The sequence below is a fragment of the Vannielia litorea genome (assembly GCF_019801175.1).
Classification (GTDB): Bacteria; Pseudomonadota; Alphaproteobacteria; order Rhodobacterales; family Rhodobacteraceae; genus Vannielia; species Vannielia litorea_B.
The window spans coordinates 239,151-261,122 of record NZ_JAHVJR010000002.1 but is presented as its reverse complement, the minus strand read 5'-3'; the positions used below and the strand labels follow the sequence as shown (position 1 = coordinate 261,122).

The 21,972-nt window shown below is 58.8% G+C and carries 21 protein-coding genes; 13 read left to right on the top strand and 8 right to left on the bottom strand.

The window, feature by feature from the left end; genetic code table 11:
• Positions 1-173 precede the first annotated feature (173 nt).
• From hemJ to KUV38_RS16685, 7 genes are all read left to right on the top strand, one after another.
• On the top strand, positions 174-629 hold the full coding sequence (hemJ, locus tag KUV38_RS16715) for a protoporphyrinogen oxidase HemJ (RefSeq protein WP_222471344.1): 456 nt from the start codon (positions 174-176) through the stop codon (positions 627-629).
• Positions 630-759: 130 nt separating this feature from the next.
• Positions 760-2,031 (top strand): transcription termination factor Rho, encoded by a 1,272-nt coding sequence (rho, locus tag KUV38_RS16710; protein WP_222471646.1) that lies wholly within the window; start codon positions 760-762, stop codon positions 2,029-2,031.
• A gap of 27 nt (positions 2,032-2,058) precedes the next feature.
• Positions 2,059-3,339 (top strand): tRNA uridine-5-carboxymethylaminomethyl(34) synthesis GTPase MnmE, encoded by a 1,281-nt coding sequence (gene mnmE, locus KUV38_RS16705; RefSeq protein ID WP_222471343.1) that lies wholly within the window; start codon positions 2,059-2,061, stop codon positions 3,337-3,339.
• A gap of 11 nt (positions 3,340-3,350) precedes the next feature.
• The gene (gene mnmG / locus KUV38_RS16700; RefSeq protein ID WP_222471342.1) at positions 3,351-5,216 is read left to right on the top strand and encodes a tRNA uridine-5-carboxymethylaminomethyl(34) synthesis enzyme MnmG; all 1,866 of its coding nucleotides are present in this window, start codon (positions 3,351-3,353) and stop codon (positions 5,214-5,216) included.
• Entirely contained in the window at positions 5,213-5,830 is a 618-nt protein-coding gene (gene rsmG, locus KUV38_RS16695) for a 16S rRNA (guanine(527)-N(7))-methyltransferase RsmG (protein ID WP_222471341.1), read from the top strand. The genes mnmG and rsmG overlap by 4 nt, the downstream gene beginning before the upstream one ends.
• Complete coding sequence (locus tag KUV38_RS16690; RefSeq protein WP_222471340.1) at positions 5,823-6,623, top strand: ParA family protein; 801 nt, start codon at positions 5,823-5,825, stop codon at positions 6,621-6,623. Before rsmG ends, KUV38_RS16690 begins: the two co-directional genes overlap by 8 nt.
• A gap of 11 nt (positions 6,624-6,634) precedes the next feature.
• Positions 6,635-7,522: a ParB/RepB/Spo0J family partition protein gene (locus KUV38_RS16685; RefSeq protein ID WP_222471339.1), complete on the top strand. Its 888-nt coding sequence runs from the start codon at positions 6,635-6,637 to the stop codon at positions 7,520-7,522.
• Here the strand turns inward: KUV38_RS16685 and KUV38_RS16680 are convergent.
• The 4 genes from KUV38_RS16680 to rph are packed head-to-tail and all read right to left on the bottom strand — an operon-like array spanning position 7,497 to position 10,321.
• A complete protein-coding gene (locus KUV38_RS16680) occupies positions 7,497-7,850 on the bottom strand; it encodes a YbaN family protein (protein ID WP_222471338.1) in 354 nt (117 codons plus the stop codon). The genes KUV38_RS16685 and KUV38_RS16680 overlap by 26 nt on opposite strands.
• Position 7,851: 1 nt before the next feature.
• Positions 7,852-9,048: a radical SAM family heme chaperone HemW gene (gene hemW, locus KUV38_RS16675; RefSeq protein ID WP_261385506.1), complete on the bottom strand. Its 1,197-nt coding sequence runs from the start codon at positions 9,046-9,048 to the stop codon at positions 7,852-7,854.
• Positions 8,993-9,604, bottom strand: coding sequence for an RdgB/HAM1 family non-canonical purine NTP pyrophosphatase (rdgB, locus tag KUV38_RS16670; RefSeq protein WP_222471337.1), 612 nt, complete (start codon positions 9,602-9,604; stop codon positions 8,993-8,995). Before rdgB ends, hemW begins: the two co-directional genes overlap by 56 nt.
• Positions 9,605-9,607: 3 nt before the next feature.
• A complete protein-coding gene (rph, locus tag KUV38_RS16665; RefSeq protein WP_222471336.1) occupies positions 9,608-10,321 on the bottom strand; it encodes a ribonuclease PH in 714 nt (237 codons plus the stop codon).
• Positions 10,322-10,418: 97 nt separating this feature from the next.
• On the opposite strand from rph, the gene hrcA reads away from it, so the two are divergent.
• Together hrcA and KUV38_RS16655 are read left to right on the top strand one after the other, a co-directional pair.
• Positions 10,419-11,486, top strand: coding sequence for a heat-inducible transcriptional repressor HrcA (gene hrcA / locus KUV38_RS16660; protein ID WP_222471335.1), 1,068 nt, complete (start codon positions 10,419-10,421; stop codon positions 11,484-11,486).
• A gap of 3 nt (positions 11,487-11,489) precedes the next feature.
• Positions 11,490-12,041, top strand: a complete 552-nt coding sequence (locus KUV38_RS16655; RefSeq protein ID WP_222471334.1) for a nucleotide exchange factor GrpE — start codon at positions 11,490-11,492, stop codon at positions 12,039-12,041.
• A 22-nt stretch (positions 12,042-12,063) separates the two neighbouring features.
• Here the strand turns inward: KUV38_RS16655 and mutS are convergent, their stop codons facing one another.
• Positions 12,064-14,748, bottom strand: coding sequence for a DNA mismatch repair protein MutS (gene mutS / locus KUV38_RS16650; RefSeq protein WP_410001045.1), 2,685 nt, complete (start codon positions 14,746-14,748; stop codon positions 12,064-12,066).
• Positions 14,749-14,817: 69 nt separating this feature from the next.
• On the opposite strand from mutS, the gene KUV38_RS16645 reads away from it, so the two are divergent.
• The gene (locus KUV38_RS16645; protein WP_222471333.1) at positions 14,818-17,073 is read left to right on the top strand and encodes an NADP-dependent malic enzyme; all 2,256 of its coding nucleotides are present in this window, start codon (positions 14,818-14,820) and stop codon (positions 17,071-17,073) included.
• 13 nt (positions 17,074-17,086) lie between these two features.
• On the top strand, positions 17,087-17,956 hold the full coding sequence (locus KUV38_RS16640; RefSeq protein ID WP_222471332.1) for a ribokinase: 870 nt from the start codon (positions 17,087-17,089) through the stop codon (positions 17,954-17,956).
• A gap of 17 nt (positions 17,957-17,973) precedes the next feature.
• On the opposite strand, the gene msrA is transcribed toward KUV38_RS16640, so the two are convergent.
• On the bottom strand, positions 17,974-18,639 hold the full coding sequence (msrA, locus tag KUV38_RS16635) for a peptide-methionine (S)-S-oxide reductase MsrA (protein WP_222471331.1): 666 nt from the start codon (positions 18,637-18,639) through the stop codon (positions 17,974-17,976).
• A 121-nt stretch (positions 18,640-18,760) separates the two neighbouring features.
• On the opposite strand from msrA, the gene KUV38_RS16630 reads away from it, so the two are divergent.
• A complete protein-coding gene (locus KUV38_RS16630; RefSeq protein WP_222471330.1) occupies positions 18,761-19,660 on the top strand; it encodes a D-amino acid aminotransferase in 900 nt (299 codons plus the stop codon).
• A complete protein-coding gene (locus KUV38_RS16625) occupies positions 19,657-20,376 on the top strand; it encodes a sulfotransferase (RefSeq protein ID WP_222471329.1) in 720 nt (239 codons plus the stop codon). The genes KUV38_RS16630 and KUV38_RS16625 overlap by 4 nt, the downstream gene beginning before the upstream one ends.
• On the opposite strand, the gene KUV38_RS16620 is transcribed toward KUV38_RS16625, so the two are convergent.
• Both KUV38_RS16620 and KUV38_RS16615 read right to left on the bottom strand, forming a co-directional pair.
• A complete protein-coding gene (locus KUV38_RS16620) occupies positions 20,373-20,666 on the bottom strand; it encodes an SCP2 sterol-binding domain-containing protein (protein ID WP_410001044.1) in 294 nt (97 codons plus the stop codon). The genes KUV38_RS16625 and KUV38_RS16620 overlap by 4 nt on opposite strands.
• Before the next feature lie 78 nt (positions 20,667-20,744).
• On the bottom strand, positions 20,745-21,971 hold the full coding sequence (locus KUV38_RS16615; RefSeq protein WP_222471328.1) for an argininosuccinate synthase: 1,227 nt from the start codon (positions 21,969-21,971) through the stop codon (positions 20,745-20,747).
• Position 21,972: the final 1 nt, after the last annotated feature.

Here is a 21,972-nt window from a genome sequence, read left to right as displayed (position 1 = left end):
TATATGACTGGAATCATTGAGTAATGTTTCATTAGTCAGTTCTCGATCGCATGGATACTCTCTGTGTGTGGATCTGTGGAAAACCGAGTAATCCCCATATCCCCAGCCCCTACTACAAAAACAACCTTTCTTAAGATTCTATTTTATTATTGAAGGGTGCGAGGAGGTGACCTGTGCTCTCAGACTTTCTTACGTGGTGCTATCCTTGGACCAAAGCGCTCCATATTCTTGCCGTCATCTCTTGGATGGCAGGTATCTTCTACCTTCCCCGCTTGTTTGTACATCATGCAGAGAAGGGCGTTGAGCAGGTACATTCGGACGAGATGCTCCAAATGATGGAGCTGAAGCTGCTGCGGGTCATCATGAACCCTGCCATGATCGCGACTTGGATCTTGGGCATCATGCTCGCGCTGACCCCCGGGATCATTGATTGGTGGGCAATCTGGCCCTATGCGAAGTTCGCCTCGGTTGGGGGCCTTACTTGGTTTCACCACTGGTTGGGAAAGCGGCGGAAGGATTTTGCCAATGGCGCCAATGTCATTTCCGGCCGCACCTATCGAATGATGAACGAAGTACCCACGCTTCTGCTTATCATCATCGTTGTCGCTGTCGTTGTCCGTCCCTTCTGAGGTACGCTTGACTCAAAGCGGCCTGCGGCTTATCTCACCGTCCTAAGTGGCCGTTCTGGCCGTGGATCCTCCAGTTACTACATTTCGCGCCCCGCAGCAGATCTGCGGTCTGCGCAGCGAAGGCCTGTTCATGACCCAGCCGCAACTCTCTCTCTACGATCTCAAATCCAAAACGCCTGCCGACCTTCTGTCGATGGCTGAGGAGTTGGAGATCGATAACGCCTCCACCATGCGCAAGGGCGACATGATGTTCGCCATCCTGAAGGAACGCGCGGAGGAAGGCTGGGACATTTCCGGCGATGGTGTTCTCGACGTGCTGCAGGACGGTTTCGGGTTTCTACGGTCGCCAGAGGCCAACTACCTGCCCGGTCCCGATGACATCTACGTTTCGCCAGAGATGATCCGCCAGCACGGGCTGCGCACCGGCGACACCGTGGAAGGCTTTATTAAGGCACCCGGCGACAACGAAAACTATTTCTGCATGACGAAGGTCACGCAGATCAATTTCGAAGAGCCCGAGAAGGCCCGGCACAAGATCAACTTCGACAACCTGACGCCGCTTTACCCCGACGAGCGGCTGAACATGGAGATCGACGATCCGACCATCAAGGATCGGTCTGCCCGGATCATCGACCTGGTGTCGCCCATTGGCAAAGGCCAGCGCTCGCTTATCGTGGCGCCGCCGCGGACGGGTAAGACCGTGCTGCTGCAAAACATCGCGCATTCCATCGAGACGAACCACCCCGAGTGCTACCTGATTGTTCTGCTGATCGACGAGCGCCCGGAGGAGGTTACCGACATGCAGCGCTCGGTGAAGGGTGAGGTGATTTCCTCTACCTTCGACGAGCCCGCCACTCGCCACGTGGCTGTGTCAGAAATGGTGATCGAAAAAGCCAAGCGCCTGGTGGAGCATAAGCGGGACGTGGTTATCCTGCTGGACTCGATTACGCGCCTGGGCCGTGCCTTCAACACGGTGGTTCCTTCCTCCGGTAAGGTGCTCACCGGTGGTGTGGATGCCAACGCGCTCCAGCGCCCCAAGCGGTTCTTCGGCGCTGCCCGGAATATTGAAGAAGGTGGCTCGCTGACGATCATTGCTACGGCCCTGATCGATACCGGTTCGCGCATGGACGAGGTGATCTTTGAAGAGTTCAAAGGCACCGGTAACTCCGAAATCGTTCTCGACCGGAAAGTAGCCGACAAGCGCGTGTTCCCGGCGATGGACATCCTCAAGTCCGGCACTCGGAAAGAGGATCTTCTGGTCGACTCGAAAGACCTCCAAAAGACCTTCGTGCTTCGCCGCATTCTCAATCCTATGGGCACCACCGATGCGATTGAGTTCCTTATAGGCAAGCTTAAGCAGACCAAGAGCAACGCTGAGTTCTTCGACTCCATGAACACCTGATACATCAGGAAAATCAAAGAGTTAAACATGGATACCATTGTTGCTGAAGCCACCGCGGCCGGCCGTGCGGGGGTTGCGGTAATTCGTATCTCGGGCCCTTCTGCAATTGCGGCGCTTCAGCATCTGGCTGGACGTGCTCCCGAGCCGCGACGCGCAACGTTGATGCCCTTGCGGAGCTCAGATGGAATCCTCGATACGGCAGTGGTGCTCGTTTTTGAGTCTGGAGCCAGTTTCACCGGGGAAGCGGTTGTTGAGCTGCAAACTCACGGTTCGGTTGCAGTGGTTAGGGCGCTGATTACGGAGTTGGTTTCTCTGCCTGATATCCGATTGGCGGAGGCAGGCGAGTTCACCAAGCGTGCGCTTGAGAACGATCAGTTGGACTTGGCTCAAGTGGAAGGCCTTGCGGATCTGATAGACGCGGAAACTGAAGCGCAGCGACGGTCAGCACAGGCAGTTTTTGCCGGAGCATTGGGTACCAAAGTGGAAGGGTGGCGAAGCCGACTGGTGCGTGCCGCTGCCCTTCTCGAGGCCATGATCGACTTTGCGGATGAGGAGGTTCCGGAAGACACAAGTGCTGAGGTGCTGGAGTTAGTTGATATTCTTGCCTCGGAGTTCGATGCCGAGGCACAAGGAGTGAAGGGGGCGGAGCGGGTCCGCCAAGGGTTCGAAGTTGCGATCGTGGGAGCACCGAACACGGGCAAGTCGACCTTGCTGAATCGTTTGGCGGGGCGCGATGCTGCCATTACTTCTGAGATTGCCGGAACGACCCGAGATGTCATCGAAGTGCGAATGGATGTAGCTGGATTACCGGTTACACTGCTTGACACAGCGGGGCTGCGAGAAACTATTGATCACGTCGAGGCGATCGGTGTGGAGCGTGCAAAGGCACGCGCATCCGCTGCCGACCTTCGCATTTTTCTTGGAGAGATCGAAGGTTTGGCGTTTCAGGATGGAGACATCCTTGTTCGTCCCAAGTCGGATTTGGGTGGAGAGGCTAGTGAAGGCTTACCGTTATCTGGTTTAACTGGCCAAGGCGTAGACGATCTACTCGCTCGTATCGAGCGGGAGCTCGAGGTCCGTGTCCCTGCTCTAACAACTGCTACCCGGGCCCGCCATCGTTCCACTCTTGAAGATGCGGCCGCGGCTTTGCGGGCCTCTCGAATCGAGGTAGAAGCTGGTCCAGGGCGGGCGGAGCTGGCAGCGGAAGAACTTCGGACAGCATTGCGCCGCATTGAAGCCCTTACAGGGCGAATTGGTGTAGAGGACCTGCTGGGCGAAATCTTCTCAAGCTTTTGTATCGGCAAGTAGGAGTGTTTCACGTGAAACATGATTTCGATGTCATCGTAGTTGGCGGTGGTCACGCCGGTGCGGATGCTGCCCATGCCGCCGCTAGAATGGGTGCGCGCACGGCTTTGGTCACATTGCGATCCAGTGATCTCGGGGTCATGTCGTGCAACCCGGCAATTGGGGGTTTGGGAAAGGGGCATCTCGTTCGCGAGATCGATGCCCTCGATGGTTTGATGGGGCGAGTGGCTGATGCGGCCGGAATCCAGTTTCGGCTTCTGAACAGAAAGAAGGGGCCGGCGGTTCAGGGTCCACGCGCTCAGGCGGACCGGAAACTCTACCGACAAGCGATGGCTGCTGCCATCAGCAGCACGCCGCTACTCAGCGTGATCGAAGCCGAGGTCGCTGGCTTGGTCATAGAGAGCGGTGAAGTTTCAGGCGTGGTTTTGGGCGATGGCTCAAATCTTCGGTCCGCGGCGGTTGTACTGACCACGGGAACTTTTCTTCGCGGCACAATCCACATTGGTGATAAGTCATTCCCCGGTGGTCGAATGGGTGCTGATCGGTCTCAGATGCTTGCGGAACAACTCGCCGCTCTCGAGTTGCCTCTCGGGCGCCTTAAGACCGGAACACCGCCGCGTCTCGATGGCCGTACCATTAACTGGGACGAGCTTGAATCTCAGCCTGGCGACGACGATCCGGTGCTCTTCTCTTTTCTCTCTAAGGAGCCATTGGCGCGGCAAGTTTCCTGCGGGATTACGTACACAAACGCTCGTACACACGAGATCATAAACGAAAACCTCCATCGCAGCGCGATGTATGGCGGGCATATTGAAGGCGTTGGTCCGCGATACTGTCCTTCGATCGAGGATAAAGTGGTTAGGTTCGCCGCGAAGGACTCACATCAGGTATTCCTTGAGCCGGAGGGGTTGGACGATCCGACGGTCTATCCCAACGGTATTTCAACTTCGCTGCCGGAAGAGGTGCAGGAGGACTATGTTCGGTCGATCGCCGGACTTGAGAATGTGAAGATACTCCAGCCAGGCTATGCCATCGAATACGACTATATTGATCCCCGGTCGTTGGCTGCGTCTCTAGAGCTTCGGGCTCTTAAGAACCTCTACCTTGCGGGACAGATCAACGGGACGACTGGATACGAAGAAGCTGCTGCGCAAGGGCTGGTTGCCGGTCTGAATGCCGCTAGACGCGCAGCGGACGAAGAGCCGATCACATTCGGGCGGGCGAAGTCCTACATCGGCGTAATGATTGATGACCTGACGACACAGGGTATAGCTGAGCCGTACCGCATGTTCACGTCGCGCGCTGAGTTCCGGTTGTCGTTGCGCGCGGATAACGCCGATCAGCGTCTCACTCCTATGGGGCGTGAGATTGGATGCGTGAGTGACCAAAGACACTCAGCGTTTTCGGTGAAAATGGACGCGATTGAGAAGACTCGGCGCAATTTGGGAGAAGTGAGCTTTTCGTCCCGGGAGCTTTCGGAGGCGGGTTTTCGTGTTAACGCTGATGGCCCACGGCGTAGTGGTCTTGAGGCCCTTGGTCTTCCGGATGCCTCGATTCAGAAACTGCATTCATATGCGCCTGAGTTGGCGTTGGTTGAGCATGACATTGCCGTACAGGTTGAACGGGACGCTCTTTATCAGAACTATATTTCGCGGCAGGAACAAGACGTTGCAGCTTTAGAGCGTGATGAGAACCGCACCATTCCTTCCGACTTCGACTACAATGACCTTGAGGGCCTCTCCAACGAGTTGAAGATGAAACTGAATGCGGCACGACCGAATTCTTTAGGGCAAGCGTCGCGGATAGGTGGGATGACTCCTGCTGGATTGGGTTTGATTCTCGCCCGCTTGCGCCGCGACGAGAAGCGGAAAGCCTCGTGACCCGGGAAGCTACGCTGGCTCAGCTTGATGTTTCACGTGAAACAACGGCCAAGTTGGACATCTACGCCACGCTTCTGAGTAGGTGGAACAGAGCCATCAACCTGGTAGCGCCCAACACGCTGCCCGACCTATGGCGGAGGCACTTTCTCGATTCGGCACAAGTGCTGGCCTATGGGCCCGATAAGGGAATTTGGCTAGATATTGGGACGGGTGGTGGCTTCCCGGGACTTATCTGTGCGCTACTGGCACATGAAACACGCCCGCAGCTCAATTTCCAGTTCATCGAGTCCGACCAACGAAAATGCACGTTTCTTGCAACGGTAATCCGTGAAACGGGCATCAACGGAAGGATTCACGCGGAACGAGTGGAGTCACTGCCTCCTGTCGGCGCTTCTGTTGTCTCGGCGCGCGCTTTGGCACCACTAGCGATACTAATTGAGTATGCCGAGCGGCATCTAACACCTGGCGGCACTGGCCTCTTTTTGAAGGGTACGAAACACGATCAAGAGATTGCCACGGCACTTGAAACCTGGTCGTTCGACGTTCAGAAACACACAAGCGAAACCGACCCATACGGCGCTCTTCTCACAGTAGGAAACATAGCTCGTGTCTGATCCCACCCGCCCCAAGGGACCAAAGATCATCGCTGTCGCCAACCAGAAAGGCGGCGTTGGCAAGACAACGACGGCCATAAATCTTGGGGCGGCTTTGGCCGCAGAGGGCAAGGCGGTGCTAATTGTGGATCTCGATCCACAGGGAAACGCATCTACCGGTCTCGGGGTCGAACCGATTGATCGTAAGAGAACAACTTATGATCTGCTGCTGGATGACGCGCCGCTTCGTGACGTAGTTCTCGCCACAGATGTTGACAACCTACTGCTCGCACCTGCGACAACGGATCTTAGTTCGGCCGATATTGAATTGGTTGCCAACGAGCGCCGCAGCCACCTGCTCCATGACGCTCTCCGACAACCAGAAATCGACCGCTACTCGCTCGACTACATTCTAATCGACTGTCCGCCTTCGTTAAACCTTCTGACGGTTAACGCAATGATCGCCGCAGATTCCGTGCTAGTACCGCTTCAATCTGAGTTCTATGCACTCGAGGGACTTTCGCAGCTCATGCTGACCCTTCGTGAGGTTCGGGAGACAGCAAATCCCAATCTACGGATTGAGGGTGTCGTCCTTACGATGTTCGATATGCGAAACAATCTCTCGCAACAGGTTGATGACGATGCCCGCGAAGCGCTCGGGGATCTGGTCTTCCAAACACGTATTCCGCGCAATGTGCGGGTCAGCGAGGCGCCGAGTTTTGCTATGCCGGTGCTTGACTACGATCCTTCGTCAAAAGGCAGTATCGCCTATCGAGACCTGGCAAAAGAACTGCTGGGTCGGCCGGCACAGTAGGGGGAACAGAAATGGCTGAGAAAAAGAGAGGCCTGGGCCGTGGATTGTCTGCCTTGATGGCCGATGTCGCTCCGAGGGATGATAGCTCTTCTGTGCCGACAGCAGCTGAGCGCCGACTGCCGATAGAGCGTGTTGAGCCGAACCCGGAGCAACCTCGCCGCGATTTTGAAATGGAACCACTGCAGGAGCTGGCCGACTCGATCCGCGAGCACGGCATCATCCAGCCTCTCATAGTTCGTGAAAATTCATCTAAATCAGGTACTTACCAGATTGTAGCGGGCGAGCGAAGGTGGCGGGCGGCGCAAATGGCGCAGCTGCATGAGGTGCCGGTAATCATCCGCGACTTTTCGGATGAAGAAGTGCTGGAAGTCGCAATCGTCGAAAACATCCAACGCAAAGATCTCAACCCGATCGATGAAGCCCATGGATATCGCCAACTGGTCGAGCGGTTCGGCCACACACAAGAACATTTGGCTAAAGCACTGGGCAAAAGCAGGAGCCACCTGGCCAACCTCATGCGGCTCCTTCAGTTGCCGGAAGACGTTCAGCGATTGCTTCGAGACGGCCGGCTTTCATCCGGACATGCCCGCGCACTTATCACCTCCGAAAATGCCTCTGAACTCGCTCGCACGGTCGTCCAGAAAGGGCTGTCGGTTCGCGACACTGAGAAACTAGCCAAAGGTGGTGCCCAGTCAAAACGGCAAGCAAAGCCAAGACCATCGAAAGATGCAGACACCCAAGCGCTGGAGAATGACCTTTCGGCTAACCTTGGTTTTAAAGTCTCAATAGAGCATGCCGCGAACGGATCTGGTAAAATGATACTGTCCTACCGAGATTTGGATGATCTGGACGCCCTTTGCCGCCTTCTGACAGCTACGCCTCTGGACGTGTCCAGATAAACAGCATGACGCAGCTTAAGATAACGCACTGAATAATCAGGATTTCCGAGGCAAGCTGAAAGCCAACAGAGATGCTGAATACCACTACAACCGACAGCGTTACCGCAATTTTCGCTGAACGGCCAATTGTGCCTTTGCTCTGCCAGTTCTCAATCATCGGCCCAAAGGATCGGTGGCTGACAAGCCAGCGGTGAAGCCGATCTGACGAACGCGCGAAACAGAATGCGGCCAGCAGAACGAACGGAACTGTCGGAAGCAAAGGTAGTATCACCCCTAGCAAGCCCAATAGAAGCGCGAGGGATCCAGCGAGTCCCCACAGGGCACGCATGCTAGACCATGAGCTCGCGGATCACGGCATTGAGCACCATTCTGCCGCGTTGGGTGGCCCGAGTCCGGTCTCCCTGCACCACTATGAGCCCTTCGTTGACTAGGTCGAGAAGTTTGGTCTTTTGGAGGGCTATGCCACCTAAAGCCTCAAATCGCTCAAGCGAAATACCGTCATTAATCCGAAGGCCCATCATGAGGTACTCAGACGCCTGCTCGGCACCAGAAATCACCTCGCGCGACTCTACAGATCCCTCAGCCTGTTTTGTCAACCAAGACGAGGGCATTGTTGATGCAACCGTCGCCAATTTCTGCCCATCGAGCGTGAGCCTTCCGTGAGCTCCTGGGCCAATACCCGCATAGTCGCCATACCTCCAGTAAATGAGATTATGCCGCGATTCAGACCCGTTTTCAGCATAGTTAGAGACTTCATAGGCTGACAATCCAACGCTAGAAGTTATCTCTTGAGTTAGCTCATACATGTCCGCCCCGAGGTCGTCATCAGGCAGCCCCCTGAGCTTTCCGACAGCATAGCGATCACCGAATGCGGTGCCGGGTTCGATGGTCAGCTGATAGAGCGAGAGATGATCTGCAGAGAGCTCAAGCGCCTCATCTAGTTCTTCCTTCCATGCATCGAAGGTCTGATGTTGCCGGGCGTAGATCAAATCAAAACTCACACGATTGAAATGAGACTTTGCCACTGAAAGCGCAGTCTTGGCTTGTGCCACATCATGCAGTCTACCCAGCGCCCGAAGGTCGTCGTCACGAAGGGACTGTACCCCAAGGGACACCCGGTTCACGCCGGCCTCTGCATAGCCTGCAAAACGCCGAGCTTCGACTGAGGACGGGTTTGCCTCGAGTGTTATCTCGATGTCATTGGCTCTTGGCCAATACAGGCCGATCTCGGCGAGGATTGCAGCCACCGTATCGGGCTCCATGAGCGAGGGTGTGCCGCCACCGAAGTAAACAGAGTTGAGCACGCGCCCTTCGGTTTCGCTCCCGATACGGGCGATCTCTCTCAGATAGGCTTCCCGCCACGCGGCGTGATCAATCCTAGAGGAAACGTGCGAGTTGAAATCGCAGTACGGGCACTTGGCGGCGCAGAACGGCCAGTGGATGTACAGGCCGAAGCCGCCGTGCTGCCAGTCAGCGAGCAAAACAACCTGCAACGAGTTTTTCGAAGGCCTTGGTGCGGTGCGCAAGCGGTGCCTTTTGCTCTGGCGCCATTTCGCCAAAGGTCAGGTTCTGGCCTTCTGGCAGGAACATGGGATCAAACCCAAAGCCGCGATCACCGCGCAACGGCCAAACGAGCTGGCCCACTGCCACGCCTTCAAACACTTCGTCATGCCCGTCGGGCCACGCCAGGCAGAGCGTGGCCTTAAACCTCGCCAATCTCGGCTCGGGAGCAGAGATACTCTCACATTCCTCCCAAACTTTGGTCATCGCGAGAACGAAATCTCTGCCGTCCGGCGTTTCGGCCCAGTCGGCAGTAAACACACCGGGCCTGCCGCCAAGGGCATCCACCTCGATACCGCTATCGTCCGCGAGAGCAGGCAGGTTGGATGCCTTGGCCGCGAAGTGCGCCTTGATACGCGCGTTGCCGACAAAGGTGGTTTCAGTCTCTTCAGGTTCTTCCAAACCAAGCGAACCCGCGCTAACAACATCAACCTCAAAAGGAGCCAAGAGAGTAGAGATCTCCCGCAGCTTGCCAGCATTGTGGGTCGCGATAACCAGCTTGTTGTCGTCAAACTTGCGCAACTACTACGCCTCCACGGCGGACTTCTGTGCTGCGACCAACTGAGCGACGCCTGCCTCAGCGAGATCCATCAACGCGTCCAGCTCAGAACGCGCAAAAGTTGCGCCCTCTGCGCTTGCCTGAACCTCAATCAGTCTGCCGGAGCCGGTCATCACGAAATTGCCATCGGTGCCCGCTTCGCTGTCTTCTGCATAGTCGAGGTCCACTACGGGTTGGCCCGCGTAGATCCCGCAACTGACAGCGGCGACATGATCGAGGATCGGATTGGTCTTTACCAGACCGGCTGCCATGAGCTTTTTGACCGCGAGACTCAGCGCGACCCAGCCGCCGGTGATGGAGGCGCAGCGCGTTCCGCCGTCAGCCTGGATCACATCACAGTCGATTTGAATCTGACGCTCGCCGAGCGCCTGAAAATCAACTCCAGCACGGAGCGAACGACCAATAAGTCGCTGAATTTCCTGCGTTCTTCCGCTTTGACCATTCTTGGCTTCACGGCGCATACGGCTGTGGGTCGCCCGCGGTAGCATGCCATACTCAGCCGTCACCCAACCTTTGCCGCTGTTCTTCAGGAATGGCGGAACACGCTCCTCCACTGTCGCCGTACAAATGACGTGAGTCTCGCCGCATTTGATCAAGCATGAGCCTTCCGCATAGCGCGTGACTTCAGTTTCAATCTCGATCGGGCGCATATCGCCAAGGGCGCGGCCGGAAGGGCGCATGTTCAGTCCTCCTCATGGGTTGCCCCGTCTTGGCCCCGCCGGCCAGCGGACGCAAGCAAGATTGACGTTTCCTGTGCTGCGTCCCTATCTAAACCCCATGAATGACGCCGGAAAAATTCTGGAAGAGATGAACGATCGGTCCCGCGAGGTCTTCCGCCGCGTGGTCGAGAGCTATCTGGCAACAGGTGAGCCTGTTGGCTCAAGAACACTCACCCGCGTGCTGGAGGAGAAGGTCTCTGCCGCCACGATCCGAAATGTCATGCAGGACTTGGAGTATCTTGGGCTCTTGAATAGCCCTCACGTGAGCGCTGGCCGGGTGCCGACTCAGCAAGGCTTGCGCATGTTTGTCGATGGATTGCTCGAAGTGCGCGATCTGGGTGCGGAAGACCGTGAGAAGATTGATGCCACCCTCGGCACGAACTCTTCAGATGTTTCCAGCCTTCTCTCTCGCGTCGGGTCAGCGCTTTCGGGAACCACGCAAGTTGCCAGCCTCGTGTTGGCACCCAAGCATGAGGCTGAGATCAAACATATCGAGTTTGTTCAACTCGGGCCGGAGCGAGCCCTAGTGGTGTTGGTCTTCTCGGACGGTCACGTTGAAAACCGGGTGTTCACACCCCCGCCCGGGCAAACCCCCTCTTCCATGCGAGAAGCAGCCAACTTCTTGAATTCATTTGCTGAAGGGCATTCTCTTTCAGAGATGCGAGGAGTAATCCAGCGAGAGATTGGCCAACGTCGGCAGGAGATCGATGCCTTGGCCGCAGAGCTTGTTGCCGAGGGAACCGCGATTTGGGAAGCGCAAGGCGAGCCGCATGAACGCCTCGTGGTCCGTGGCCGCGCAAACCTGCTGGGCGAGTCGGAGCCCGAGGAACTGGACCGCATACGCACTCTCTTCGATGACCTAGAGAGAAAACGGGATATTGCAGAGTTCCTCGAACTCACCGACGAGGGTGAGGGTGTGCGCATTTTTATCGGCTCCGAGAACAAGCTGTTCTCACTTTCGGGTTCATCTTTGGTGGTTTCTCCTTATATGAATGCCGACCGGAAGATCATCGGCGCCGTAGGTGTGATCGGGCCGACGCGGCTCAACTATGGCCGGATCGTTCCAATCGTGGATTATACCGCGCAGCTTGTTGGAAAGCTGATCGCGGATCGAGGCAAAGGGTAAGACATGGCAGATCCGAAGCAGGAACCCGAAGAGCTCATCGACATCGACGCGCTCGCCGATGAAGACGGCGAGGCGGTGGAATTGGACGAGCTCGAGATCCTCCGCGCTGAGCGGGATGAAATGCGTGACCGGTTCATGCGCGCACTGGCGGATGCTGAAAACGCCCGCAAGCGCGGTGAACGTGATCGTCGGGAAGCAGAGCAATACGGCGGCTCCAAACTCGCCCGTGACATGCTACCAGTCTATGACAACCTGAAGCGCGCGCTTGACGCGGCGGGCGACCATGAGGGACGGAGCGAGAGCATGTCTGCCCTGATGGAGGGTGTTGAGCTGACCATGCGCGAATTGCTGAATATCTTCGAAAAACACGGCATCAGCCGTATTTCTCCAGAGGTGGGCGACAAGTTCGACCCGCAGCTGCACCAAGCGATGTTCGAGGCTCCTCTGCCCGATACCAAGCAGGGAGATATCATCCAGGTCGCTGCCGAGGGCTTCATGCTCTACGATCGCCTCTTGCGCCCAGCACAGGTCGGAGTGAGCTCCAACCCCGGTTAACTCTTGTGCTGCGCCCGATGTGTTAGTCGGCCAAGCGCTTTAACTCATAGATAACCTCAAGCGCCTCTCGAGGCGTCAGCTCGTCGGGTAGAACCTCGGCGAGCTTTTCTTTGAGCGCGTTGTGCTCAGCCGTCTTCGGCAATGAAGACTGTTTCGGTATTGCAGCGAAGAGCGGCAGATCGTCGATGAGCTTTGACTTGTCACCACCTTCCCGTTCACCTTTTTCCAGTTGCTCCAAAACCATTCGAGCGCGCGAAACCACTGCTTCCGGAAGCCCGGCCAACTTCGCGACCTGAACGCCATAGCTCGCTTCTGCTGCACCCATCTTCACCTCGTGGAGGAAGATGACGTCTCCCTCCCACTCCTTCACCGCCACGGTCGCATTTTCAGCGCCTTCGAGCTTGGCGCTCAGCGCGGTCATTTCGTGGTAATGTGTCGCGAAGAGCGCGCGAGACCGGTTCACATCATGCAAGTGCTCCATTACCGCCCAAGCAATGGAAAGACCGTCATAGGTTGCAGTGCCCCGACCGATCTCGTCCAAAATCACCAGGCTCCGGTCGTCAGCCTGGTTCAGGATTGCGGCGGTTTCGACCATCTCGACCATGAAGGTCGAGCGGCCACGCGCGAGGTCATCCGCCGCGCCGACCCTTGAGAACAGGCTTGAGACGATACCAACGTGCGCGCGTTTGGCTGGGACGAAACTTCCAGCTTGCGCGAGGAGAGCGATCAGCGCGTTCTGACGAAGGAAGGTCGACTTACCCGCCATATTCGGTCCGGTCAGCAACCAGATGTGCGCGCCGTCCGCACCGTCAGACAATCCACAGTCGTTCGCTACGAAGGATTGACCGCCTTCACGACGAAGCGCGGCTTCCACTACGGGGTGACGACCGGCTTCGACTTCAAAGGCACGGCCTTCATCCACGTCCGGTCGGACCCACCCTTCCCCGCTGGCCAGATCAGCAAGTGCACAAGCCAGATCGAGTTCTGCGAGAGCCCGCGCCGCGCCGCCCACGTTGGCAGATGCATCCAAAACAGCTTCGCTCAGGTCAGAGTAGAGGCGTTTCTCGACTTCCAGCGAGCGCCCGGCTGCGTTCAGAATCCGCGTTTCAAGTTCGCTCAGTTCTACGGTCGTGAACCGTATCGCGTTGGCAGTGGTTTGGCGGTGGATGAAAGTTTCCGAAAGTGGCGGCTTCATCATCTTGTCGGCGTGTGTTGCCGTTGTTTCGATGAAGTAACCGAGGACGTTGTTATGCTTGATCTTTAAAGCCGATATCCCCGTCTGTTCAGAGAACTCCGCCTGCATTCGCGCAATTACTCCGCGACCCTCGTCACGGAGGGTGCGAGCCTCGTCCAGCTCGGCATTATAACCGGTGGCAACGAACCCACCGTCGCGCGCCAGCAATGGCGGTTCCGCGACCAACGCTGCATCCAGCAAATCAGCCAACTCTGTATGCCCTCGAAGAGCGTCCGCGGCCTCGGTCACAAGCTCCGGCAGCTCACCGATTAGCGACGAGGCCAGCAATTCAGCCTGTGCCAGCCCGTTTCGAACGGCAGCCAAATCGCGTGGCCCGCCCCGGTCGAGTGCCAGTCGCGAGAGTGCCCTGTCCATATCTGGCACGCGGCGAAGTGCGTCTCGCAACTGTTCTCGCCGCCCGCTATCCATTGCCCATTGGACCGTGTCGAGACGTCGTTGGATCTCAGGCAGTTTGCGGGATGGCGAAGAGATTCGCCTTTCGAGCAGACGACCACCGCCAGCGGTAAGTGTTCGGTCGATTGCGGCGATCAGGCTCCCCTCGCGGCCCCCGCTCAGACTGCGGGTCAGCTCAAGATTTCGCCTCGTGGCGGCGTCGATCTGCATGACCCCGCCCATGTCCTCAGACACCGGAGGGCGCAGAAGCGGCAGTTGGCCTTTTTGGGTGAGTTCCAAATAGGCGACGATTGCGCCGAGTGCTGCAAGATCGGCCCGCCCAAAGGTGCCGAAGGCGTCCAGCGTTTTTACCCGGAGGGCCGCACAGAGCCGTACCTTACCACCCTCACTGTCGAAGCTCTCTGCAGAGGCCATAGTGGGTGCACCACCAAGGTCAGACACTATTTCAGCCAAAAATCCTTCTGAGCGCTCGCTTAGCAACACCTCGCGCGGCATCAGCCGCGCCAATTGCGGCCCCAGCATTTCGGACCCGCAGCGCACGACCCGAAAGGCCCCGGTCGAAATGTCGACCCATGCCAAGGCGCCCTCCCCACGTACATCTGCATAGGCAGCGAGGTAGTTGTGGCGTCGCGGCTCAAGCAAACTTTCCTCGGTCAACGTGCCGGGCGTGACCAAGCGCACCACCTCGCGACGAACCACCGCCTTGTATCCGCGCTTCTTGGCTTCGTCCGGGCTTTCCATCTGCTCGCACACGGCAACCCGGAAGCCCTTCCGAATGAGCGTCAGCAAGTAGCTCTCGGCGGCATGAACCGGCACACCGCACATCGGGATGTCGTCCCCATCGTGTTTACCACGTTTCGTGAGTGCGATATCGAGTGCTTCTGCCGCCGCCACTGCGTCGTCAAAGAACATCTCGTAGAAGTCGCCCATTCGGTAAAACAGCAGCGCGCCTGGATGATCTGCCTTGATCTCCAGGTATTGCGCCATCATCGGTGTGACTGCTGCTGAACTCACACTTGCCCCCGCCTGCTGATTTGGCGGACCATAGCCCCAGCGCATGGGAGGAAAAACCCCCGGTGGACGTCACGTCACCGCCGGATTAAGACGCGCGGCGCAAGGAGGAAAGACATGGCCAAATCTCGCATCACGCCCGAAGAGGCGCTGAGTTTCCATCTCGAGCCCCGCCCAGGCAAGCTCGAGATCAACGCCACCGTGGCCATGACCACTCAGCGCGACCTCTCGCTGGCCTATTCACCCGGTGTTGCTGTGCCAGTGGAAGCTATCGCCGAGAACCCGGCTGCCGCATACGACTACACCTCCAAGGGCAACCTGGTGGCCGTCATCTCCAACGGCACCGCGATCCTCGGCCTCGGCAACCTCGGTGCTCTGGCCTCCAAGCCAGTGATGGAGGGCAAGGCCGTGCTGTTCAAACGCTTCGCCGACATCGATTCGATCGACCTTGAGCTCGATACCGAAGACGCGCAGGAGTTTATCAACGCGGTCAAACTGATGGGCCCCTCCTTCGGCGGCATTAACCTTGAGGACATCAAGGCGCCCGAGTGTTTTATCATCGAGCAGCAGCTCAAGGAGTTGATGGACATTCCTGTGTTTCACGACGACCAACACGGCACCGCCGTGATCTGCGCCGCCGGTCTCATCAATGCGCTCCATATTTCCGGCAAGAAGATCGAGGATGTCCGTATCGTGCTCAACGGCGCCGGCGCGGCGGGCATCGCCTGCCTCGAGCTTCTCAAGTCGATGGGCGCGCGGCATGACAACTGCATCATGTGCGACACCAAGGGTGTGATCTACCAGGGCCGCACCGAGGGCATGAACCAGTGGAAATCGGCTCACGCGGTCAAGACCGACCTGCGCGAGCTGAAGGAGGCGATGGCGGGCGCAGACGTTTTTCTCGGTGTCTCCGCCAAGGGAGCAGTGACCCAGGAGATGGTGATGAGCATGGCCGAGAACCCGGTCATCTTCGCCATGGCCAACCCCGATCCCGAGATCACCCCCGAAGAGGCTCACGAAGTTCGCCCGGATGCCATCGTAGCGACAGGCCGCAGTGACTACCCCAACCAGGTCAACAACGTCCTCGGCTTTCCTTACCTCTTCCGCGGCGCTCTCGACATTCATGCCCGCGCCATCAACGACGAGATGAAGATAGCTTGCGCCGAGGCGCTGGCCGAGCTCGCCCGCGCAGACGTTCCCGATGAAGTGGCCATGGCCTATGGCCGCAAGCTGAGCTTCGGACGCGACTACATCATCCCCACGCCTTTCGACCCCCGTCTGATCCATATCGTTCCGCCCGCGGTGGCACGCGCAGGAATGGATACCGGCGTCGCCCGCCGCCCGATCGTCGACATGGATACCTACGAGGCCAACCTGAAGGCCCGGATGGACCCGACCGCCTCGATTCTCCGGTCGATCCACGCGCGCGCCCGGAATGCTCAGGCCCGCATGATCTTTGCAGAGGGCGATGACGTCCGCGTGCTCCGTGCCGCTGTAGCTTATCAGCGGCAGGGATGTGGCAAGGCGCTCATTGTCGGCCGTGCAGAAGATGTGAAGGAACGGCTTGAGGGCGCTGGGCTTGGCGATGCTGTCCGCGAGTTGGAGGTGGTGAACGCTGCCAACACCGTTCATCTCGATCACTACAAGGACTTTCTCTATTCGCGCCTACAGCGCCGCGGGATTGACCGGCAGGATGTTCACCGCCTCGCCGCCCGGGATCGCCACGTGTTCGGTGCGCTCATGCTGGCCCACGGCCACGGTGACGGGCTGGTAACAGGCGCCACCCGCAAGTCAGCTCACGCGTTGCAACTGGTTGGCAACGTCTTCGACGTCACGCCCGAATCTGGAGCGGTGGCTGTGACGGCCCTGCTCCACCGAGGGCGGATCGTGCTGATCGGGGACACTCTGGTGCACGAGTGGCCCGATGAAGAAGACCTCGCCAACATCGCGGAGCGCGGTGCCGCGGTGGCGCGCTCCCTCGGCTTGGAACCCCGTGTCGCGTTTCTCTCGTTCTCGACATTCGGATATCCGGTGTCGGAACGGGCGGAAAAGATGCATCTGGCGCCGCAAGTTCTTGATCGCCGTGCAGTGGACTTTGAGTACGATGGCGAAATGACGGTTGACGTGGCGATGAACCGCGACCAGATGGCCAACTACCCCTTCTGCCGCCTAACTGGCCCGGCCAACGTGCTGGTCGTTCCAGCGCGCCATTCCGCCTCGATTTCGACGAAACTGATGCAGGAGATGGCAGGTGCTACCGTGATCGGCCCGATCCTCACCGGCATCGACAAGTCGATCCAGATCTGCTCGACAACCTCGACTGCGAGCGACATTCTCAACATGGCCGTGCTTGCGGCAGCCAAGATCGGATAAGGCAGGGCGGAGCGTGACAGTCTACAACTTCGGCTCGATCAACCGCGACCTCATCCACGAGGTTCCGCACATGCCAGCACCGGGCGAGACCCTTGCCGCCACGCGCTACTCAGTCGGACTCGGCGGCAAGGGCGCCAATCAGTCGGTCGCCTGCGCACAAGCCGGGGCAATGACTGTCCACATAGGCGCCGTGGGAAAGAACGACAGCTGGGCAACAGGCCAGCTCGAGCGTTTCGGCGTTGATATCAGCCAGATCCGGCGGGTCGAATCCGAAACCGGCCATGCCGTGATCTATGTCGATGCAACGGGCGAGAACTCAATTGTCATACAGCATGGCGCCAACGCTCAACAGTCTCTGGAATCGGTTGAGGCCGCGCTCTCTGGGGCGGTGGCTGGCGACATCCTGATGCTACAGAACGAGACCCCGTTTACCGAAGAAACCGCAAAACTGGGCCGAAACAGAGACCTTTTTGTCATCTATTCTGCCGCCCCCTTTGAGCCCCATTCTGTCAGCGTAATGCTACCCTACATCGACCTTCTAGTGATGAACCGTGGCGAATGCGAAGAATTGGAGCGCCGCAACCAGATGCCGCTTGCCGACATCCCGGTGCCGCACGTCCTGGTCACGCTGGGGGCCGACGGAGCAATCTGGCGCGATCAATCCGATGGTAGCGTCACGCACGTTGCTGCCCGCAAGGTCGAGGCCGTGGATACCACCGGTGCAGGCGATTGCTTCACCGGGGTCATCGCCGCCGCCCTTTCGGAGGGCAAGAGCCACAAGCAGGCACTCGAAATGGCCACAGCCGCTGCCAGCATCCAGGTCACACGGCCCGGTGCAGCGCCTGCGATGCCGTCCCGCGACGAGATCGACGCCGCGCTGTAGGGCGAAACCGGTCTCGCCTATCCGCCAGCAAACGGCGCTGCCGAGCCCCAAAGCTCTCGCACCCGCGCATCGCGCCCGCATCCTTCACGATAAAGCTTGTAGGCATTGGCCTTCGACTTCGGCCCGAACCGCGTCAGGATGATATCACCCTGCTTGTAGTAATCCTGATGATAAGCCTCCGCCGGGTAGAAGGCGCTTTCGTCCAGTACCGGTGTTACAACCTTGGCCCCAAGCGCCTTCTGTGCATCCCGCAACGCGGCCTCGGCGGCTTGCTTTTCGGAAGAGTTGGAGACAAATATCGCGGTCCGATAGCTCTCGCCCCGGTCGCAAAACTGGCCGCCCGCATCGGTCGGATCCACGCTGCGGAGAAAGCTGTGCAGGATCTGGTCGTATGAGACAACGGCCGGGTCGTACCTCACTTGAACCGCCTCATAGTGCCCCGTCCCGCCGCGCACGACCTGCTTGTAGGTCGGGTTCGCCACGCTCCCGCCGGTAAAGCCCGAGATCACCTCTTCGACTCCCTTCACCTTCTCGAAGTCCGCCTCAACGCACCAGAAGCAGCCACCGGCCAGCACCGCCGTTTCGGTCGCCGCGGCCTTTGCCGGTGCGCAGTTCACCACGATCCCCAGCGCCATCGCCAGGGCCAGAGCCATCGGTCGTCCGCGTTTCATCTTCATCAACATCGCCATTCCTCCTCTTGATCCGACCCTTGCCGCCACCCCCATGCCTGGTCCAATCACCGGCCCGTGACCTCACACCGTCTTTACCCTTGGAAACATTCGCGGCCCTGCCTAGCGTGGCGCCATGGATACCGAAGTCACCACCCACACCGCCGAGGACGACCAGCGCAACGAGTCGCTCCTCATCTGGCTGAACGGCGAGCTCAAGCCCCGTGCCGAGGCCCTCGTCAGCGTCTACGATTCCGGCTTCATGCTGGGCGATGGCGTCTGGGAGGGGCTCCGCCTCTATGATGGCCGCTGGACTTTTGTCGACGAGCACATGGACCGTCTGTTCGAAGCCGCCAAGGCGATTGATCTCGACATTGGCATGACCCGAAAGCAACTCGTTTCGGCGATATCAGAGACACAACAGGCTAACGGCATGACCACCGACGCCCATGCGCGCCTCATGGTCACACGCGGCATCAAGACCCGCCCTTTTCAGCACCCGTCGCTCTCCCGTCAGGGCCCGACCGTGGCGATCATCATGGAGCACTCCAAGCCCTCCATCCCCCGCCCGATACGGCTTGCCACCGTCCCTTACCTGCGCGGTCTGCCAATGACGCAGGACCCGAAGCTGAACTCCCACAGCAAGCTCAACTGCATCCTTGCCTGCATCGCCGCCGAGAAGGCCGGTGCCGACGAGGCGCTCATGCTCGATGTGCATGGCTTCGTGAACACCACGAACGCCTGCAATTTTTTCATCGTCCGCAAGGGCGAAGTTTGGACATCGACAGGCGACTACTGCATGAACGGCATCACCCGCCAAAAGGTGATCGACCTCTGCCATGCAAACGGCATCCCCTGCCGCGAGAAAAACTACTCCCTCGTCGAGGCCTACTGTGCAGAAGAGGCCTTTCTCACCGGTACATTCGGCGCGCAAACCCCGGTTGGCCAGATCGATGGCCGCACAATCGGTTCCGGAGAGATGGGTCTAGTGACCACGCGCATCCGGGCGCTCTACAAGGCGCTGGTGACCCCATGAAAATCGCCATGTGGTCCGGACCGCGCAATCTTTCGACCGCAATGATGTATGCCTTCGGCAACCGGGCCGATTTCCATGTGGTGGACGAGCCCTTCTATGGCCCCTACCTGCGGCTGACAGGTCTGGACCATCCGATGCGGAGCGAGATCCTCGCAAGCCGCCCCGAAAACACCGAAGAGGTCTCGGCGCAGCTTCTGGGGCCCATCCCAGGCGGCAGGCCCCACGCGTATCACAAGCATATGACCCAGCATATGATTCCGGGCGTGCCGAGGGGGTTCATAGAATCCTGTGTGAACGTCTTCCTGCTCCGCCATCCTGCCCGCGTTCTGGCGAGTTTTTCCGACAAGTATGAGGGCGTTACCGCCGACGATATCGGCTTTCGCCAGCAAGCGGAGCTCCACGATCACGTCCTCTCGCTCGGCCAAGCCCCGGTCGTCGTGGACAGCGCCGATATCCGGCAGGACCCCGAAAGGATGCTGAGAAAACTCTGTGCCGCGATCGGGCTGGCCTGGGACCCGGCGATGCTGAGCTGGCCCAAGGGCGGCCACGCCTCCGACGGCGTCTGGGCCGCGCATTGGTATGCATCGGTGCATGACAGTAGCGGCTTTGCGGGGCCGGAAGGGCCTCTGCCAACGGTTCGGGCCGAACTGCAGCACCTCGTGGAAGGGGCGATGCCGCACTACGAGCGATTGGGTGCCGTTGCCCTGAAACCCTAGGCTTCTAGATACTTCGCCAGTTCCATCGCGGCGGCGGGATTGCCGGAAACCCTGAGCTTGCCCATGACCACGCCGGTCATCGGATTGAGCTCTCCCTTGAGCAGCTTCCTGAGGTTCTCGAGCGACAGTCTGATCGTGCAATCGGCGGGCCGGTCATCGACCGCAACCTCGCGGCCGTCCAGCACCATGATCCCGTCACTGCCGCAGTCGAACTTCAGGCTTCGCTCATTCTCGCTGGCGGCAAGATGAGGGGCGATCTTGTCGGCGATCTCTTGCAGGGGGGTCGTCACTCTGGCGCTCCGGCTGTCTCTGGCAGCAACGAAGTGGCCCGCCGAAGCGGGCCAGATCAAGCGTAACGCGGCGTCCGACTAGCCTTTAACGCGTTGATTCCGCTTTGCGATCAGCTTCAGCCGCAGCGCGTTGAGCTGGATGAAGCCCTGCGCGTCCTTCTGGTCGTAGGCCCCTGCGTCCTCCTCGAAGGTCACATGCGCCTCGGAATAGAGCGAGTGATCCGACCACCGCGCAACCGTGCGGCAGAAACCCTTGAACAGCATCAGCTTCACCGTGCCGGTCACCTGCTCCTGGCTCTTGTCGATCGCGGCCTGAAGCATCTCGCGCTCGGGGCTGAACCAGAAGCCGTTGTAGATCAGCTCGGCATAGCGCGGCATCAGGCTGTCTTTCAGGTGCCCCGCGCCGCTGTCGAGGGTGATCTGTTCGATCCCCCGATGGGCTTCAAGCAGGATTGTGCCGCCCGGGGTCTCGTAAATCCCGCGCGATTTCATCCCGACAAACCGGTTTTCCACAAAGTCCAGCCGCCCGATTCCGTGGTGCTTGCCGACCTCATTGAGCTTGGTCAGGATCGTCGCCGGGCTCATCGACTCGCCATTGATGCTGACGGCGTCGCCCTTCTCAAAACCGATCTCGATGTATTCCGGCTCGTCCGGCGCGCTCATCGGGTCATCCGTGCGCTGATACACGTATTCCGGTGCGTTCTGTCCCGGGTCCTCCAGAACCTTGCCCTCGCTCGAGGTGTGCAGAAGGTTCGCATCCACCGAGAACGGCGCCTCGCCGCGCTTGTCCTTCGCAATCGGAATCTGGTGTGCCTCGGCAAACTCAATCAGCTTGGTGCGGCTGGTTAGGTCCCATTCGCGCCAAGGGGCGATCACCTTGATTTCTGGGTTCAGAGCATATGCGCTGAGTTCAAACCGAACCTGATCGTTGCCCTTACCCGTTGCACCGTGAGCGACTGCATCGGCACCGGTTTCAGCAGCGATCTCGACAAGCCTTTTAGAGATCAGAGGGCGGGCAATGGATGTGCCGAGCAGATAGAGCCCTTCGTAAACCGCGTTGGCGCGGAACATCGGAAAGACAAAGTCGCGCACGAACTCTTCGCGCACATCTTCGATGAAGATGTTCTCGGGCTTCACACCCAGCATCTCGGCCTTCTTGCGCGCGGGCTCCAGTTCTTCACCCTGGCCCAGATCAGCGGTGAAGGTCACCACTTCGCAGCCGATTTCCACCTCGAGCCACTTTAGGATGACCGAAGTATCAAGCCCGCCGCTGTAGGCGAGCACCACTTTTTTTGGGGCAGTCATG

What these genes read in the sequence shown, in the direction of transcription:
- rho (WP_222471646.1), top strand. Translation starts at nt 760, where the DNA reads ATGACCCAGCCGCAACTCTCTCTCTACGATCTCAAATCCAAAACGCCT.
- mnmE (WP_222471343.1), top strand. Translation starts at nt 2,059, where the DNA reads ATGGATACCATTGTTGCTGAAGCCACCGCGGCCGGCCGTGCGGGGGTT.
- KUV38_RS16685 (WP_222471339.1), top strand. Translation starts at nt 6,635, where the DNA reads ATGGCTGAGAAAAAGAGAGGCCTGGGCCGTGGATTGTCTGCCTTGATG.
- KUV38_RS16680 (WP_222471338.1), bottom strand. Translation starts at nt 7,850, where the DNA reads ATGCGTGCCCTGTGGGGACTCGCTGGATCCCTCGCGCTTCTATTGGGC.
- rph (WP_222471336.1), bottom strand. Translation starts at nt 10,321, where the DNA reads ATGCGCCCTTCCGGCCGCGCCCTTGGCGATATGCGCCCGATCGAGATT.
- hrcA (WP_222471335.1), top strand. Translation starts at nt 10,419, where the DNA reads ATGAATGACGCCGGAAAAATTCTGGAAGAGATGAACGATCGGTCCCGC.
- KUV38_RS16655 (WP_222471334.1), top strand. Translation starts at nt 11,490, where the DNA reads ATGGCAGATCCGAAGCAGGAACCCGAAGAGCTCATCGACATCGACGCG.
- mutS (WP_410001045.1), bottom strand. Translation starts at nt 14,748, where the DNA reads ATGCGCTGGGGCTATGGTCCGCCAAATCAGCAGGCGGGGGCAAGTGTG.
- KUV38_RS16645 (WP_222471333.1), top strand. Translation starts at nt 14,818, where the DNA reads ATGGCCAAATCTCGCATCACGCCCGAAGAGGCGCTGAGTTTCCATCTC.
- msrA (WP_222471331.1), bottom strand. Translation starts at nt 18,639, where the DNA reads ATGTTGATGAAGATGAAACGCGGACGACCGATGGCTCTGGCCCTGGCG.
- KUV38_RS16630 (WP_222471330.1), top strand. Translation starts at nt 18,761, where the DNA reads ATGGATACCGAAGTCACCACCCACACCGCCGAGGACGACCAGCGCAAC.
- KUV38_RS16625 (WP_222471329.1), top strand. Translation starts at nt 19,657, where the DNA reads ATGAAAATCGCCATGTGGTCCGGACCGCGCAATCTTTCGACCGCAATG.
- KUV38_RS16615 (WP_222471328.1), bottom strand. Translation starts at nt 21,971, where the DNA reads ATGACTGCCCCAAAAAAAGTGGTGCTCGCCTACAGCGGCGGGCTTGAT.